15 protein-coding genes are annotated in these 16,966 nt (G+C 23.3%); 9 read left to right on the top strand and 6 right to left on the bottom strand.

The genetic code is table 4. From position 1 onward, the window contains the following. Nucleotides 1-37: 37 nt before the first annotated feature. The 6 genes from serS to dnaA all read right to left on the bottom strand — a co-directional run bounded on the left by serS (nt 38) and on the right by dnaA (nt 9,844). A complete protein-coding gene (gene serS / locus AACL11_RS01920; protein WP_252319059.1) occupies nt 38-1,303 on the bottom strand; it encodes a serine--tRNA ligase in 1,266 nt (421 codons plus the stop codon). A 16-nt stretch (nt 1,304-1,319) separates the two neighbouring features. After that, the gene (gene gyrA / locus AACL11_RS01915; protein WP_252319057.1) at nt 1,320-3,809 is read right to left on the bottom strand and encodes a DNA gyrase subunit A; all 2,490 of its coding nucleotides are present in this window, start codon (nt 3,807-3,809) and stop codon (nt 1,320-1,322) included. A gap of 31 nt (nt 3,810-3,840) precedes the next feature. Then, entirely contained in the window at nt 3,841-5,763 is a 1,923-nt protein-coding gene (gene gyrB, locus AACL11_RS01910; protein WP_422397960.1) for a DNA topoisomerase (ATP-hydrolyzing) subunit B, read from the bottom strand. Nucleotides 5,764-6,003: 240 nt separating this feature from the next. Beyond that, the gene (locus AACL11_RS01905; protein WP_338987933.1) at nt 6,004-7,035 is read right to left on the bottom strand and encodes an SGNH/GDSL hydrolase family protein; all 1,032 of its coding nucleotides are present in this window, start codon (nt 7,033-7,035) and stop codon (nt 6,004-6,006) included. A 57-nt stretch (nt 7,036-7,092) separates the two neighbouring features. Further along, the gene (gene dnaN, locus AACL11_RS01900; protein ID WP_252319050.1) at nt 7,093-8,280 is read right to left on the bottom strand and encodes a DNA polymerase III subunit beta; all 1,188 of its coding nucleotides are present in this window, start codon (nt 8,278-8,280) and stop codon (nt 7,093-7,095) included. Nucleotides 8,281-8,464: 184 nt separating this feature from the next. Further along, the gene (gene dnaA / locus AACL11_RS01895) at nt 8,465-9,844 is read right to left on the bottom strand and encodes a chromosomal replication initiator protein DnaA (RefSeq protein WP_338987932.1); all 1,380 of its coding nucleotides are present in this window, start codon (nt 9,842-9,844) and stop codon (nt 8,465-8,467) included. A gap of 267 nt (nt 9,845-10,111) precedes the next feature. Between dnaA and rpmH the strand changes: the two genes are divergently transcribed. From rpmH to AACL11_RS01850, 9 genes are all read left to right on the top strand, one after another. After that, nucleotides 10,112-10,246 carry a 50S ribosomal protein L34 gene (gene rpmH / locus AACL11_RS01890; protein ID WP_174481423.1) on the top strand — a complete coding sequence of 45 codons (135 nt, stop codon included), beginning with the start codon at nt 10,112-10,114 and terminating at the stop codon, nt 10,244-10,246. 29 nt (nt 10,247-10,275) lie between these two features. Beyond that, nucleotides 10,276-10,605 (top strand): ribonuclease P protein component, encoded by a 330-nt coding sequence (gene rnpA, locus AACL11_RS01885; protein ID WP_338987931.1) that lies wholly within the window; start codon nt 10,276-10,278, stop codon nt 10,603-10,605. Nucleotides 10,606-10,618: 13 nt separating this feature from the next. Continuing rightward, a complete protein-coding gene (gene yidC, locus AACL11_RS01880; RefSeq protein ID WP_338987930.1) occupies nt 10,619-11,800 on the top strand; it encodes a membrane protein insertase YidC in 1,182 nt (393 codons plus the stop codon). 25 nt (nt 11,801-11,825) lie between these two features. Further along, nucleotides 11,826-12,212 carry a hypothetical protein gene (locus AACL11_RS01875; RefSeq protein ID WP_338987929.1) on the top strand — a complete coding sequence of 129 codons (387 nt, stop codon included), beginning with the start codon at nt 11,826-11,828 and terminating at the stop codon, nt 12,210-12,212. 38 nt (nt 12,213-12,250) lie between these two features. Further along, nucleotides 12,251-13,264 carry an IS3 family transposase gene (locus AACL11_RS01870; protein ID WP_338986622.1) on the top strand — a complete coding sequence of 338 codons (1,014 nt, stop codon included), beginning with the start codon at nt 12,251-12,253 and terminating at the stop codon, nt 13,262-13,264. A 175-nt stretch (nt 13,265-13,439) separates the two neighbouring features. After that, nucleotides 13,440-14,795: a tRNA uridine-5-carboxymethylaminomethyl(34) synthesis GTPase MnmE gene (gene mnmE / locus AACL11_RS01865; protein WP_338987928.1), complete on the top strand. Its 1,356-nt coding sequence runs from the start codon at nt 13,440-13,442 to the stop codon at nt 14,793-14,795. Between the two features lie 17 nt (nt 14,796-14,812). Next, a complete protein-coding gene (locus AACL11_RS01860) occupies nt 14,813-15,658 on the top strand; it encodes a TatD family hydrolase (protein WP_174481418.1) in 846 nt (281 codons plus the stop codon). Then, nucleotides 15,633-16,214, top strand: coding sequence for a DJ-1 family glyoxalase III (locus tag AACL11_RS01855; RefSeq protein WP_252319031.1), 582 nt, complete (start codon nt 15,633-15,635; stop codon nt 16,212-16,214). The genes AACL11_RS01860 and AACL11_RS01855 overlap by 26 nt, the downstream gene beginning before the upstream one ends. A 204-nt stretch (nt 16,215-16,418) precedes the next feature. Beyond that, a complete protein-coding gene (locus tag AACL11_RS01850; protein ID WP_338987927.1) occupies nt 16,419-16,691 on the top strand; it encodes a lipoprotein in 273 nt (90 codons plus the stop codon). Nucleotides 16,692-16,966: the final 275 nt, after the last annotated feature.

Here is a 16,966-nt window from a genome sequence, read left to right as displayed (position 1 = left end):
TTTTTAATTTATAATGTTTCACGTGAAACATTATAAATTAAATAGTTTTTAAATTATTCATATAAGGTTGTAAAACAATAGGTATATTTACAACATTATCTTCTTCAACATAAAAATTTTCTAAAATTGCTGCAACAACTCGATCAATAGCTAATCCCGATCCATTTAGTGTATGTGGAACTATTTTCTTATTATCTTGACTAACTCTAGTTTCCATTCTTCTTGCTTGAAAATCTTCACAATTACTACATGAAGAAACTTCACGATAACACATTTGAGAAGGTAATCATAATTCTAAATCATAAGTTTTAGCAGCACTAAAACCAATATCACCACTACATAAATTAATAACTCTATAAGGAATATCTAATTTTTGTAAAATTAATTCAGCATTATTAGTTAACTCTTCAAGGGCATCATAAGATTTTTCAGGATCAACAATTTGAACTAATTCTACTTTATTAAATTGATGTAATCTAATTATTCCTCTTGTATCTCTACCAGCAGAACCCACTTCTGAACGAAAACATGGTGTATAAGCACACATTTTTATTGGTAATTCAGAAAAATTAATAATTTCATTACGATAAATATTTGTTAAAGGAACTTCTGCTGTTGGAATTAAATACTGTTCGTTATTTAATTGAAATAAATCATCTTTAAATTTAGGAAGTTGCCCTGTACCAAATAAGTTTTCTTTATTAATAATTAATGGTGGTAAAAATTCAGAATAACCATTTTTTAAATGAGAATCAATCATAAAATTCATTAATGCTCTAACTAATAAAGCACCTTTATTTTTATACATAATAAATCTAGTACCACTTAATTTAGTTGCTTTTGAAAAATCAATTATATTTAACTTTTCAGCAATTTCTCAGTGTGGTTTACTATTTTTTTTAATAACTTTCCCTCATTTTCTAACTTCTTGATTATTAGTTTCATCGTTTCCTTGTGGAACTGAAAAATGTGGTATATTAGGAATTACTAACTGTAATTCATATATTTTATCTTCTAAATCTACAATTTTTAAATTATTTTTTATAATTTTTTCTTTTAAAATAATCATATCATCTTTAATTTTTTTTATTTGATCATTTTTTTTATTTTTTAATAATTCACCAATTTGTTTAGACTGCTTATTTCTTGTTTCTTCTAATTTTTGATTTTTTGTTTTTAAAGTTCTTATTTCTAAATCTAAATTAAAAATTTTATTTATTTCATTTTTATAACTTTGGCCCCTTGTTTCTATTTTATTAATAGTTTTTTCCAAATTATTACGTATTTTTTCTATATCAATCATTTTAGCACCTCTTAAATTAATCAATAAAAATAGTTTTTTCTTTAGTGATTGGGATTGTTACAATTGAAGAAATTGCATCATCTTCTGTTTTAAATCTAATTAATTTAACACCTATAGTATTTCTACTTGTAGTTCTTATATCTTCTAAAGAAAATCTAATAACTGTACCTTTTAAAGTCATAATTAATAAATCATTACTATTATTAGTGTTATTTATTGAATTTATACCAATTAATTTTCCTGTTTTTTGAGCTAATTTCATAGAAATTACACCCTTACCACCACGATTTGCTAAACGATATTCTTCAAATCGTGATATTTTTCCATAACCTTTCTCACTAATAGAGACAACTAAATCACCATCTTGATTAGAACACATTCCAATTACATGAGTACCTTTTGTATCTATTCCTTTTACTCCGCTGGCTATTCTTGACATTACTCTAACTTGATTTTCATTGATTCTAACTGCTCGTCCATTAGCCACAGCAATAATTATTTCATTATTACCTGTAGTTTTCAGAACATCTACTAATTGATCATTTGAACGCAATTTAATAGCTATCTTACCATTTTGGTAAATAGATTTAAATTGATCTAAAGTTGAACGTTTAATAATTCCTTTTTTAGTAACAAAAAATAAATTAGCATTTATATCATAATCTTCTGATATAGCAATTATTGTTTTAATAGTCTCATTTTTTTCTGTTGCTATTAAATTAACAATTGGTGTTCCTTTAGCTGTTCTTGAATAATTTGGTACCTTATGAGCACGAATTCGATAAACTTTTCCTTTATTACTAAATATTAACAAATCAGAATGAGTTGAAGTAATTAAAACTTTATCAATATCATCAGTATTAATATCAGTGCCACCAGCACCTTTAACACCAACACCACCACGATGTTGAGTTCTATATGTATCTAAAGGTAAACGTTTAATATAACCACTTTTTGAAAGCGTTATAACCACCTGTTCTTCTTTAATTAAAGCTTCATCAATAATTTCACCTTCATAATTTTCAATAATTTCAGTTCTTCTATCATCACCATAATTTTCTTTAATTGTTGTTAACTGAGAAATCATTAATTCTATTTGCTTAGAAGGTTCATTAATTAAAGTTCTTAATCGAATAATTTCTTCATTAATAAATGATAATTCATTATTTAATTTTTCTTGTTCTAAATCTGTTAAACGTTGCAGTTTCATTTCTAAAATAGCTTTAGCTTGTTTTTCAGAAAATTCAAATTTATTTTGTAAATTAGTTAATGCTTCTTCTGTTTTCTTTGATTCCTTAATTATTTTAATAATTTCATCAATATTTTGTAATGCTTTAACAAGACCAAAAATAATATGATATTGATGTTCATATTTTTTTAATTCAAAATTAGACTTATTAAGAATAATTTCAATTTGATGTTCAATATAAATTTCAATCATTTCTTTTAAATTCATTACTTTAGGTTGTTTATTATGTAATGCTAATAAATTTATTGTGAATGTTGTTTGTAATGAAGTAAATTTATATAGTTGATTTAAAATAAGTTCAGCATAATCAATATTTTTAATTTCTAATACTAATCTTATTCCTTCACGATTAGATTCATCTCGCAAATCAGTTATATAATTTACTTTTTTTTCTTGAACTGCTTTAACTATATTATTTATTAAATTAGTTTTATTAGTTTGATAAGGTATTTCTTCAACAATAATTGCAGGTTTACCATTTGATAATTTTTCAACTTTAGTTTTACTACGAACTGTTATTGTTGATCTTCCGTTTAAATAAGCATTTTTAAATGAATTTACGCCTAAAATCATTGCACCTGTAGGAAAATCAGGTCCTTTAACAATATCTAATATTTCCATAATATCACAATCAGGATTGTGAGCTACAAAAATAATTGCATCAACTATTTCTCTTAAGTTATGTGGTGGAATACTTGTTGCCATTCCAACAGCAATACCTGTTGTTCCATTAACTAATAAATTAGGAAAATAAGCTGGTAAAACACTAGGCTCTTTTTCAGCACCATCATAATTTTCAACAAAAGTAACTGTATTTTTATTTAAATCTTTAACCAACTCTCCTGCCATTTTACTCATTCTAACTTCAGTATATCTCATAGCAGCAGCACTATCACCATCAATTGAACCAAAATTACCTTGGCCATCAGCTAAAGGATAACGATAATTAAATTCTTGTGCCATTCTTACCATTGTTTCATAAACTGCAATATCACCATGAGGATGAAATTTTCCAATACATTCTCCAACAATACGTGCTGCTTTTTTATAAGGTTTATCATATGTCATACCTAAAATTGCTAAAGAATATAAAATTCGACGATGTACTGGTTTCAATCCATCTCTTGCATCTGGTAAAGCTCTTGAAACAATAACTGACATTGAATATTCTAAAAAACTAGTTCTCATTTCATCAGATATATTACGAACATATTTATTAGAAATAAATGTTTCATTTTTTTTAGTTATTTCGCTCATATATAAACTCCTAATTTTATTTTATTAACTTTTAAGCATCAATGTTTTTTACATATTTAGCATTTTCTTGAATAAATTCTTTTCGTGGAAATACATCTTTCCCCATCAATATTGAAAAAGTTTCATCTGCTTCTGAAGCATCATCAATACTTACTTGTAATAAAATTCTATGTTGTGGATCCATAGTTGTTTCTCATAATTGTGTGGCATTCATTTCTCCTAAACCTTTATAACGTTGAATGTTAAAATTAGTTCCATTAAAATTATCTTTAATTTCTTGCAATTCTTGATCATTATATGCATATTTAACAAATTTACCACTATAAAATTTATATAAAGGAGGCTGAGCTATATATATATAACCAGCATCAATTAAGGGACGCATGTAACGATAAAAAAATGTTAATAATAATGTTTTAATATGTGAACCGTCAACATCAGCATCAGTCATAATAATAATTTTATGATAACGTAATTTAGTAATATTAAATTCTTTACCAACACCACAACCAAAGGAAATAATAAGATTATTTATTTCTTCGTCAGAAAAAACTTTTAAAAGTCGTGCTTTTTCAACATTAATTATTTTCCCTCTTAATGGTAAAATTGCTTGAATTTCTCTACTTCTTCCCAACTTTGCAGTTCCACCAGCTGACTCACCTTCGACAAGAAAAACTTCTGTTTTAGTTGGATCTTTAGAAGAACAATCTGCTAATTTACCAGGTAAATTAGAAAATTGTAAAGGATTTTTTCTCGAAGTCATAATATTCTCACGTGCTTTTTTAGATGCTAAACGTGCACTTACTGATAAAATAACTTTGTTAATAATAATTTTTGCTTCAGCAGGGTTTTCCAATAAAAATTTATTAATTATTTTTCCAGTTACATTAGAAACAATTTTTCTAACTTCAGAATTACCAAGTTTTGTTTTAGTTTGCCCTTCATATTGTGGATTAGGATGTTGAACTGAAATAATTGCTAAAATTCCTTCTTTAACATCATCACCAGTAAATGTTTCATCATTATTTTTTAAAAGATTATTTTTTTTCGCATAAGAATTCAATTCTCTTGTTAATGCTAAACGAAAACCATCTTCATGTGTTCCACCTTCAGGTGTATTAATATTATTACAAAATGAAAATATTTGAGATTCTTCACTTTCATTATATTGAAAAGCTATTTCTGTGTTTATACCATTTATTTCAAACTCTCCATAAATAATTTCATGTTTTAAAGGTTCAAATTTATTATTTAAAAAGGCAACATATTCTTTAATGCCCCCTTCATAACAAAAAGTTTCTTCTTTATTTTCACGTTCATCAATAACTTGAATAGTTAAACCTTTATTTAAAAAAGCAAGTTGTCTTAACCTTGTTTTAATTATTATAAAACTAAAATTTACAGTTTCAGTAAAAATACTTTCATCAGGTTTAAATAAAACAGTTGTTCCTTTTTTATCACTTTGTCCAATAACTGCCAATGGTAATTCTGGTTTACCACCTTCAATATATTTTTGAAAAAAAATATTACCATCACGGTAAATAGTAACTTCCAAATACTTACTTAAAGCATTTACTACTGAAGCACCAACACCATGCAAACCACCTGATACTTTATAAGAACCATTATCAAATTTTCCACCAGCATGTAATGTAGTAAAAACCGTTTCTACTGTTGAAATATTAGTCTTTGGATGTATATCAGTAGGAATACCTCGACCATTATCTTTTACTAATATTTCATTATTTTTAGTAATAGTTACAGAAATTTTTGTACAAAAACCGGCAATAACTTCATCAACAGCATTATCAACTATTTCTCAAACTAAGTGATGTAATCCTCTTTCTGCAGTGGAACCAATATACATTCCAGGTCGTTTTCTAACTGCTTCTAGTCCTTCTAAAACTTGAATTGAGTTAGCATTATAATCATTTGGAGTCCTTGTGCTCACTATTTTCACTCTCTTTCATCATTAAATATTTTCATTAATTTAATAATGAAAATATTTAAAATTTCAAAAATAAATTCAAAAAAAAGACTTTTTATTCTTTAAAATAAGCATATTATTTTACATTTTATGTATAAATTATACATTTTTTTTGATTTAAAACAACATAATTTTTTTAAAAGAAAAATTAAAAAATCTTTATTCAAAAATAATAAATTACTTTTTTAAAAATATTTAACAAAAAATCTATTTAAAATTTTCTATTAAATTAATAATACTATTTGCCATTTGTTGATGAAATCACATACCTGGATGAAACTCATCAAAATAAAAATATTTATTTAAATTACTTTCATTAACTCCAGAATTAAAAACTGGTTTATAAGAATATTTTGTTTCTTTAGACATCATTTTACAAATTGTAGCACTAGTTTCAACAATTCCATCTGGAATTTTATTTTTAAAATTATTCATATCAGTTGCTAATTCTCTTGAAAGAAAAAAAGGTGTAATAATATTTTTATAAATTATTTTCATTTCTAATATCATTTTTTTTCATCGTTTTTGATATTCAATACATGTTTTACGTGCTATTTGTATTTTTTGTTGATTATTATGTAATATCTTTTTAATTTTTGGTGTTAATGTTAAGTCAGGAACATCACTAATAATAATTTTATTTGCACCATTTTTAATTAATAATTTTATTGCTTTTTTTTCTTCATTTATTACATTATTAATCTTACTGTTAATAATAATAGGATCTGTTTTATTCATTAAATTACCAATATCATTAGCTCCCATTTCTATTCAAATAACATCTTTTTTTTGTAAAGAATGTTGTAGTAACAACATTTGTGTTTGATGAGACAAATCAAAAGTTTTAATAATATCTAAATTATTATCACTGCTATCAGCAACTTCTCCTCCATAAGCATAATTATTACCCAAACTTTGAAATGTTTTACCATTGATGTTAAATAATCACCCAGGTTTAAAATTAATATTTAATTTTTCAGCAATTAATTGTGAAGCTACTTTATTATTACTTCAACAATTATTATAATAAGGTTTATCTAATTGAAAATGTTTAAATTTACTATTACTATTTTCTAAATATTGATTTTGTGCAAATGTTCCTGCACCAGTATCTGATAAACTATCTCCTAAAACATAAAATTCACTAATACTATCTTGCTTATTTTTACAAGCAATTATATTTAAATTAGTAAAAATTAAAATAGTAAACATACTTAACAATTGTAATTTCTTCTTCATTATTTTTTACCTTTTCTTAGCTTATTAATTAAAAATAACTATTTTAGTTATATCATATTATTTTTCTCCAATTGGTAAAACTAGTTGTAATAACCCAGTTTCTTCTTCACTATCAATAATTGTATAATTTTTTGGTCAAGAAATTTTCAAATTTACTTTTTTACATTTATTAAAAGATTTTAAAGCATTAATAATTAATTTTGAATTAAAAACTACTTTTATTTCTTCTTTTAAACTTTTAGATTTCACAATATGAAATTTTTTAAATTGTTCAATTACTTCACCTATACTATCATTATTAGATAAACAATTAATTTTAAAATCATTTTTTTCCACATTGATTCAAAATTGAATCATAGGTGAAGTATCTTTTTTTGCTAAAATTATTGATAATTCAATAATTTTTAAAAATTCTCTAACGTTATTAATTTCAATAATATTTTTTTCTTTTTCTATAATATTTTTAATAATATCATCCGTATTTGGATAAGTACCTTCAATCATTCGTGTTTGAAATAAAAAATTTTCAATTTCAATAATTAAATTATAATCATTTTCAAAATAAAAATTTATATTTGAATTTAAATCACTAGTAATTTTATCAATTTCATTTAATAAATGAACTGGAATATTAAACTCTTTATTACTAAATTCTAATTTTTCTTCAAAAGAAAATCACTTTTTTGCTAAACAATATCCATCAGTTGCTGTAACAAATAACTTTTGATCATTAAATTTAAAATTAATTCCACTTAATGCTGGTTTATTATTGTTTGTATTTGTTGCAAAAGCAATTTGTTCATTTATATTTTGTAACAAACTTTTATTAAAAGATACTTTATTTTTAATATTTTTATTAAAGTTAATTTTTGGAAATTTTTCAATTGTCAACGTACTTAGTTTGAAGATAAAATCATTATTATCATTTTTAAAATTACTAATGATTAAGTTATTAATTTTAAGTTCAAATAAAATTCATTCATCTTCTAATTTACTAAAAATATCATAAATAATTTTAGTATTAATTAATACTGAACCAATATTTAATATTTTTAAATATTTTTCATTATTATTTAGTTCATATTTTAATGATAAATTACCATTAGATGCGGTTAAAATTATTTTTTCTTTTTCAACTTCTAATAAAAAACAAGATAATTCTTCATAATTGTTATTAGAAATTGTTATTTTTATTATTTTTTTTATTATTTTGAATAATATAGAACTTTTGATTTCGATTTTCATAAATATCTCCCATTTTTAAACATTAATAATTAATTATATATTATATATATATATTAATTACTATTATTTATTTAATTATTAATAATATTACAATGTGGATTAATGTGAATAACTAATTTTAACTTATAAAATCAGTAAAAAATCAGGATTTTATAAGTTAATAATTTATGATTAAAATAGTGGATTAATTGTGTTTTAAACATTCACGTGATAATCTTTCAATATTTTTTTTAAATTCATAATTAGTTTCAATATTTTTTTTAATTTTGTTATAAGCATTCATTACTGTTGTATGATCTTTACCTCCAAATTCAGAACCAATTTTTGTATATGATTCATTTAAAAGTGTTTTTATTAAATACATTGCTACATGGCGTGCTATTGTTATCGTTTTAACTCTAGAAGTACTAATCAATAATTTGATTGGAATATTATAATATTCAGATACAATTGTTTTAATTTTTTTAATAGTTAGTTTTTCTTTTAATGAAGTATTTGATGTTTTAAAAGCTTTCATAACGTCTTCAAGCACTATTAAATGATTAGGCTTTATATATAAAATGCTATAAAAAATTAATCTATTTAATGCTCCTTCTAATTTTCTAACATCACTATTAAAATTTAAAGCAATAAAACTTAAAGATTCTTCAGTAAAAATGCTTGGATCATAATTTAAAGACTTAATTTTTTCTTTTAAAATAATTAATGAAGTTTCAAAATCTGGTGAATCAATACCAACACTTAAACCACTTTGAAATCTTGAAACATTTCTTTCTTCAAAACCATATAAATCATCAGGATGTTTATCTGATGTAATAACAATTTGTTTTTGTTTGTTAACAAAACTATTAAATATATGAAAAAATATTTCATTTGTTTTACTACGATTAGCTAAAAATTGAATATCATCAACTAGAAGAACATCGTATTGATTAAATGAATCTTTAAATTTTTCAATATCATTAACATTTTGTTTAATAATTTCTGGTACCATACGACCAAATTCTTCAGAAGATAAGTAAAGTACTTTTTTTTGATTATTATATTTTGTTAGTATTTCATTTTCAATAGCATGAAGTAAATGTGTTTTTCCTAATCCAGAATTACCATAGATAAATAAGGGATTTCAATACCTACCAAGTTCTATGGTAATTGAAAATGCTGCTTGATAAGCATCGTTATTTGATTCACCTTTAACAAAGTTATTAAATTGAAATTGTTTTTTAATTTGTTGCAATTTATTAAATTCAACAAAATCTTTTTCTACATATATTTTTTGTTTCTTTGCTTCATTAAGTTCTAAAAATTCAATTTGAAGATTTTGTTGAATAATTCTTTCCAAAATTTCTTTAACTTTAAATGTTATATTTTTAGTTAAAATTTCTTTTGCAAATAGTGAATCAACAATAATTAAACATTTATTTTCAAAAATATCATAAATATAAGTTTTTTTAATATAGTTATTAAAAATACTTGGATCAATCATTTCATCATATTGAAGAAAATTTCTAACTTTATTTCAAATATTTTGAAAGTTTTCTCGTTTATTATCAGTGTCATTCATTTTAAAAACCTCTTTAATTAATATAATTATTGTGGATAAATTGTGGATTAATGTTGATAACTTTTTTATAATTATAATCTGTATTATACTTTTTAAAAAAATAAAAAAAAAATAATATTTATTATTTAATATTATAAATGATTTATTTTTTTGTTAAACTAATATTGTTTTTATTAAAAATAAACAGAATAATTTGTTAAGATATAAATATTATGTTAGAATACTCTTAATGATTTTTTATTAGAATTTTAAAAAAAGGAGAAAAAAATGAAACCGACATATCAACCAAGTAAGAGAAAACATCAAAAAACTCATGGTTTTTTTGCAAGAATGAAATCTGCGACAGGGATTAATGTTATTAAAAGAAGACGTCAAAGAGGACGTAAAAAATTAACAGCATAGTTTAAAAAATAAAATAAGGTGAACAAAATATGGAAAAAAAATACCGCCTTTTGAAAAATCATCATTTTAAATATTTAATTAATGAAGGAAAAAGTATTTCAAATGGTCAATTTTTTATCTATTATATGAATAGAGTAGATTTTGAAGCTATACGAGTAGGTGTATCAGTAGGAAAAAAACTAGTTCGTTTTGCTTTTGCACGTAATAAGATTAAACGTCAAGTACGAGGAATGTTAGTAGATATTAAAAAAGATTGACCAGTAGATATAGTAATTATGATTAGAAAAAATTATTTATCTAATACATATGAAGAAAATCTTAGATCTTTATTACATCTTTTAATGAAAATCCCATTATAGGAGAGTAAAATTAATGCAATATAAAAAGTTTTTATTTCCTGAACAACAGAAAAAAAACGTTTGATTAAAAATAACATGAAAATGAACTAAAATTATTTTAGGGACTTTTTTATTGATGTCAACACTTTGAGGTTGCGGTCAGACTATGGGTGATCCTAATGTTGCAACTAGTGATGTTATTTCAGCTTATGATTTTCAAAAATATAATGTAGCGGCTGTTTTTTTTGAATTACTTATTGGTAACAGTGATGTAGCAAAAAATCACATTTTTCATTTTAATGGTAATAATATTTATGAATATGGATTTACAGGGATTAGAACATGAAGTGAAGCTTGAACGCAAACTAAATCACCGTTCTTTGGAATGTTTGTTTATCCAATTGCTTGAATCTTAGTTAGTATTTCTGCTGGATTAAGTGGTGGAGTTGATGTAAATTCAAAATATTGATCAGTAAGTGTTATTTTTGCTATTATTTTTACAACCTTAATTATTAAACTTATTACATTAGTATTTACTTTTAAAGCCCAACAAAATCAGGAAAAAATGCAATCAGTGCAAATGAAAACTTCCGAAATTCAAGCCAAATATAAACATTCACGTGATCCAAGTGCAAAACAAAAACAACAAATGGAATTAATGGCTATTTATAAAAAAGAAGGAATAAATCCAATGGCTGCTTTTATTCCAATGTTTTTATCACTTCCTTTCTTAACAGCTATGTTTACTGTTATGAAATCAACTAATTTATTAAAAAATACTGTTGTTGGTGCTATTAGTTTAGTTGAACAACCATGAACTATGGTTACCCATGGCCAATTTATGTATTTAATAATTATTGTTATATATATACCAACACAATTAGTTTCTATGTTATTACCGATGTTTTTAAATCGTTCACGACAGAAGATTAAAACTAAAGAAGCAAAAGCTGCATTAAAAAAACAAGTTATTATTCAAAGCGTTATGATTTTTATGTTTTTATTTTATGTATGTGTTGCTCCTTCAGGATTAGGCATTTATTGAATTATTTCTGGAATATTACAAATATTTCAAACTCTTGGTTTTCATTACTATAATAAACATAAACGTAGCCGTTATAAAAAAAATGGTACAATTAGTACACCATTTTCAAGTAAGATTAAAAAGATATTTACAAAATCTGAAATAGTTGTTCAACCTAAAAAAAATAAGTAATTTATTATAATGTGGAGAAAAAAAGATGGAAATTAAATCATTTAAAAAAAATATTGATTTAGAAAAAACTATCAAAAATTTACCCCCCAAGACATTTTATATAAAATTAGGTATAGAAAAACGTTTATTTAAAACCATTACTAAAATTTTTATTTTTAACGAAAATGATCTTAAAAATTATTTAAATGATAAATGACATGATTTATTGGAACTTTTTAATATAAAAAATTATCAAGAAGAAATAATATTAAATGGCAATAAATTTTATATTAATATTAATTGTAAAAATGAAAATTCAATTTTAATTGGCAAAAAAGGTTATACAATTAGTGCTTTACAAAATTTACTTATTACTTATTTAGAAACAAATGGATGGGGCCACTTAGCCCTTTTTACTAGACCATTAATTTAAAAAATCTGAATGTATTCTAAAAACAATTGTGTTATATAATGAACACTAATTTTGACCTGAAAGGATTTTTATTAATGGATAAAATTAAACAAATAGCATTAATAATTAACAAATTAAATATCAAAGAAAAAATTAAAATTATCGATGATTGCAAAAATCAATATTCAATTAGAAACTTATGTCAATATCTTCAATTAAACAGATCAACATATTACTTTTTAAAAAATAAACAAAAACTTATTAAAAAAGAAAAAAATCATATTATTAATTGCAATCATAAATATCAAGAATTATGCCAACTTTTAATCGAATTTCATTCTACAAGAAAAGGTAGAATTTATGGATATTTAAGAATTTTTTCAGCTTTTAAAGAGTGATTAAAACAAGAGAAAAATATCATTTTAAATATAGAATTATCAACAAAACAAATGCGAAAAATTATGAAAAAACACAATATTCAAGGATTAAAACAAACTAAAAATAACTATCCTAAAAACAAAAAAAATCCAAATAAGTGAATACCTACAATGGATAAAGTAAACAAAGATTACAAAAGTACAACCGCTTCAAATCAAATTTGATCAATGGATACTAAACAAATAAACACCAAAGAAGGTTGACTATATCTTTTTGTAATTATTGATTTTTATTCAAATAATGTTGTTAGTTATAATACATTTTCAAATAAATCATATCAAGATTTAATTCTTCCTGCACTTGAAAAAATAAACAACCAATTTTCTTGAAATCAAATAAAAAACGTTATTTTACATTCAGATAACGCCAACGAATTTTATTGTCAAGAAATTACAAAATGAGCAAAAAACAAACAAATAATTTTAAGCAAAAAACAACCATATGATATTGGCGGTAATGTCATATCTGAAAATTGATTTTCACATTTATCTCAAGAATGATTGCCTAAAGACTCAAATCAATATTTAACAATCAATGAAGCTATTAATGATGTAAATCAATATGTTATGTTTTATAATTATGAAAGAATACATTCTAAATTTTTAAAACCACCAATATTACAAATAAAAATTTAGAAATATCTATCAAAATATGGTCCAGTAATTAGGGCTAACCACCTAACAATATAAGAATTCACAGCACTTTAAACTACTTAACTCCAGTTAAATATCAACAACAAATGTCTACCAAAAAATAGTCCTAAAAAGTGTTGCCATTCCACTTAGATTGTTTAAATGAAAAGAGGAAAAAATGTTAAATGATACTATTACTGCAATTGCAACCGCCCCTTTAAATCAAGCAATTAGTATTATTAGAATTTCAGGAAAAGATACTTATGAGCTATTAAATAAGGTTTTTGATAAAGATATTTTAAATCAAAAAGGTCACACTTTAATAACAGGATATATTATTGATCATAATAAGAATAAAATTGATCAAGTTGTTTTGGCATGTTATCGCGCTCCCAAATCTTTTACAGGTGAAGATACAATTGAAATTAATTGTCATGGTGGAGTGCTAATAACACAAAAAATTTTGCAATTATTACTATCTACAGGTATGAGAATGGCAACAAGAGGAGAATTTACGAGAAGAGCTTACTTAAATGATAAAATTGATTTAATTGAAGCAGAAGCTATTAATGATTTAATTATGGCTGAAAATAATACTATTTTAAAAACCGCTATTAATAGTTTAAGTGGTAAAACAAGAATACTAATTGATGAATTATCTTCAGAATTACTAACTTTAATTGCTAATATAACAGTTAATATTGATTATCCTGAATACGATGGGGTTGAGGAAAAAACAATTAATAATGTTATTCCTTTAGTTGAAAAATTTTTAAATAAAATAAAAGTTATTAAAGAACATAGTAAAATTACTAAAACTATAAAAGAGGGAATTAATACAGTTATTATTGGAAAACCTAATGTTGGAAAATCTTCCCTATTAAATGTGCTTTTAAATGAAGATAAAGCTATTGTTTCTAATGAAGAAGGAACAACAAGAGATCTGGTAGAAGGCAAAATTAATTTGGGTGATATTAGTTTAAATTTAATTGATACAGCAGGTATACGTCATACTTTAAATGATATCGAAAAAGCAGGTATTAATAAATCACATAAGGCTTTAAACGAAGCAGATTTAATAATATTAGTACTAGATGGTTCAAAAGATTTAAGTATTGAGGATAAACAATTATTAGAAAAAATAAAACATAAAAATTACCTTATTGCTATTAATAAAACGGATTTAAGGTTAAAATTAAAATTAGACATTAAAAATAATTTTAATGTAGTAAAAGTTAGTGCAATAATGGGCGAAATTGAAAATCTAATTTTAGGAATAAAAAATAAAATTATAACTACTGAAATTAATTTTGATAAAGAATTACTTTTTGCGAATACAAGACAATTAGCATATTTGGATGAAATTGAACTTAGTATTTCAGAAGCATTAAAAGATTTAAAAAAGAATATTTCGATAGACTTAATTATTGTTCACTTACAAACTGCATGAAATAAGATTTTAGAAATGCAAGGTAAAAAATTTGAAACTGATTTATTAGATGAAATTTTTAAAAGATTTTGTTTAGGAAAATAAAAGGGAAGGTAAAATATATGGCTAATAATGGAATTTTTGATACTCATTGTCATTTAATGTCAAAACATTATGATGAAACAGAAATATTAAAATTATTAACTGATGCTTATTCAGCAGGTGATAGTATTGGTAGTATTTGTAATGTTGGTTTTGACTTAAATACTAGTAAGCAAGCTGTTAGTCAAATTTATGAATTTGAGAGTGAAGAAAAAATTCCTAATCTTTATGCAGCTGTAGGTATTCATCCAACAGAAGTAAATACTTGCGATAGTAATACTATTTCAGAATTGAAAAAATTAATAGCAACCGGTAAAGTAGTTGCTATTGGTGAAATTGGATTAGATTATTATCATAAATTTACAGAACCACAATTGCAAAAAAAATGATTTATTGAACAACTAAAATTAGCTAAAGAACATAAATTACCTGTATTATTACATATTCGTAATGCGTTTGAAGATGCTTTTGAAATTATTAAAAAAGAAAATATTACTAATGGTGTTCTTCATTGTTTTACGGGAACAAAAGTAATAGCTGAAAAATTTATAAAACAAGGTTTTTATATTTCTTTTGCAGGTAATGTGACATATAAAAATGCTTTGAAGTTACAAGAGGTAGCAAAAAATATACCAATTAATAAAATATTAGTTGAAACAGATGCGCCATATTTAACTCCTGAACCAAAAAGAGGCAAAAATCCCAAAAATGGATTAACAATTAATCATCCAGAAAATATAATATTTACAGTTAATAAAATAGCTGAATTAAAGAAGATCCCAAAACAAAGTATTATTAATGCAACTAGGGAAAATGCTATTAATGTTTTTAAATTAAATAATGAATTGAAAAGAAATAATGAGTAATAATGAGAAGTTTAAAGTAGCCATTTTTTTAGCAACAGGCTATGAAATGGGTGAAGTAATAATTACTATTGATCTATTAAGAAGGGCTAATATTATTATTGATTTAGTAAGTATTGAAAATGACTTAAAAATCAAATCAAGTCATAATGTTTTTATTTTATGTGAAAAGAAAATCAGTGATATTGATTTGTTAAGTTATAAGATGCTAATTTTACCGGGTGGTAAAATTGGAGTAGAAAACTTAAGCAAAAATGAATTATTAAAATCAATGTTAGTTATTTTTGCTAAAGATAGTAATAAGTTTATTGCTGCTATTTGTGCAGCACCGCAAATTTTAGGGCAATTAAATTTAATAGATAACAAAAAAATTACGCATTATCCAGGCACTAATATTGGTTTAAATAAAAGTATTATTTTAGATGAAAAAGTAGTAGTTGATAATAATATTATAACTGGAAAATCAATTGGTGCTGTATTTGAATTTGGTTTAAAGTTAATTGAAGTTTTAGAAAGTAAAGAAATTAGTGAACAAATTAAAAAACAATTAGTTTTTTAATTTGTATTTTTTTATATAAAGTTAAAGTTATTACTTTTAAAATAGTTAATGGCTTATACTTTTTATACAGTTAAAATAATAATTTTAAATATAAAAAATACATTTTAATCGATAAAAAATATTGTTGACATTTAAAAATGTATTTTTTTATTTTTTTTAAAATAATAATATAATAAGTGTATAAAAAAGGGTTTTTTTATAAAAATGAAAAAATGATTAAATATTTTAGGAACGATTGGATTTACAACAGTAAGTACAACAGCAATAGTTGCTTGTAAAACATCAGAAAGTATTTTAAGTAAATCATTTGCTTCTAGTTATAATGTTGATGACTTTAGTAATTTAGAAGGTTTTGGTATTAAATATAACGAAGAAAATAATACATATGATTTTGTTTGATCAAAATTAACAGTAGATTTAGCAACTATTATAGTACCAATTAATTACAGTTCCAGTTCAAAAAATTTCCAAAGATAAAAATATTGAAGTTAAAGAAAATGAATTAGTAGCAATATATTCTGCAGAAGATCAACAAGGTTTAATTATTGGTTCAGAAAATTTTATTACAATTAAAGTTAAATTAAATTTATATAAAGGAGTAAAACAAGAAACAAATAAAGTTGAACTAGTAGATCAAACAGTTGAATATGATGTTTCATTAAATTTATTTGTTAAACAAAACTTAAAATTTTTAACAACTCCAACTGTAAATTGTAAAGCAGATATTGCTGAATTTAAAACTATTTTAGTAA

Source organism: Spiroplasma endosymbiont of Dasysyrphus albostriatus (assembly GCF_964019495.1).
Lineage (GTDB): Bacteria > Bacillota_I > Bacilli_A > Mycoplasmatales > VBWQ01 > Spiroplasma_E.
The sequence above is the reverse complement of the archived record's forward strand: the minus strand, read 5'-3'. Positions and strand labels throughout refer to the sequence as shown.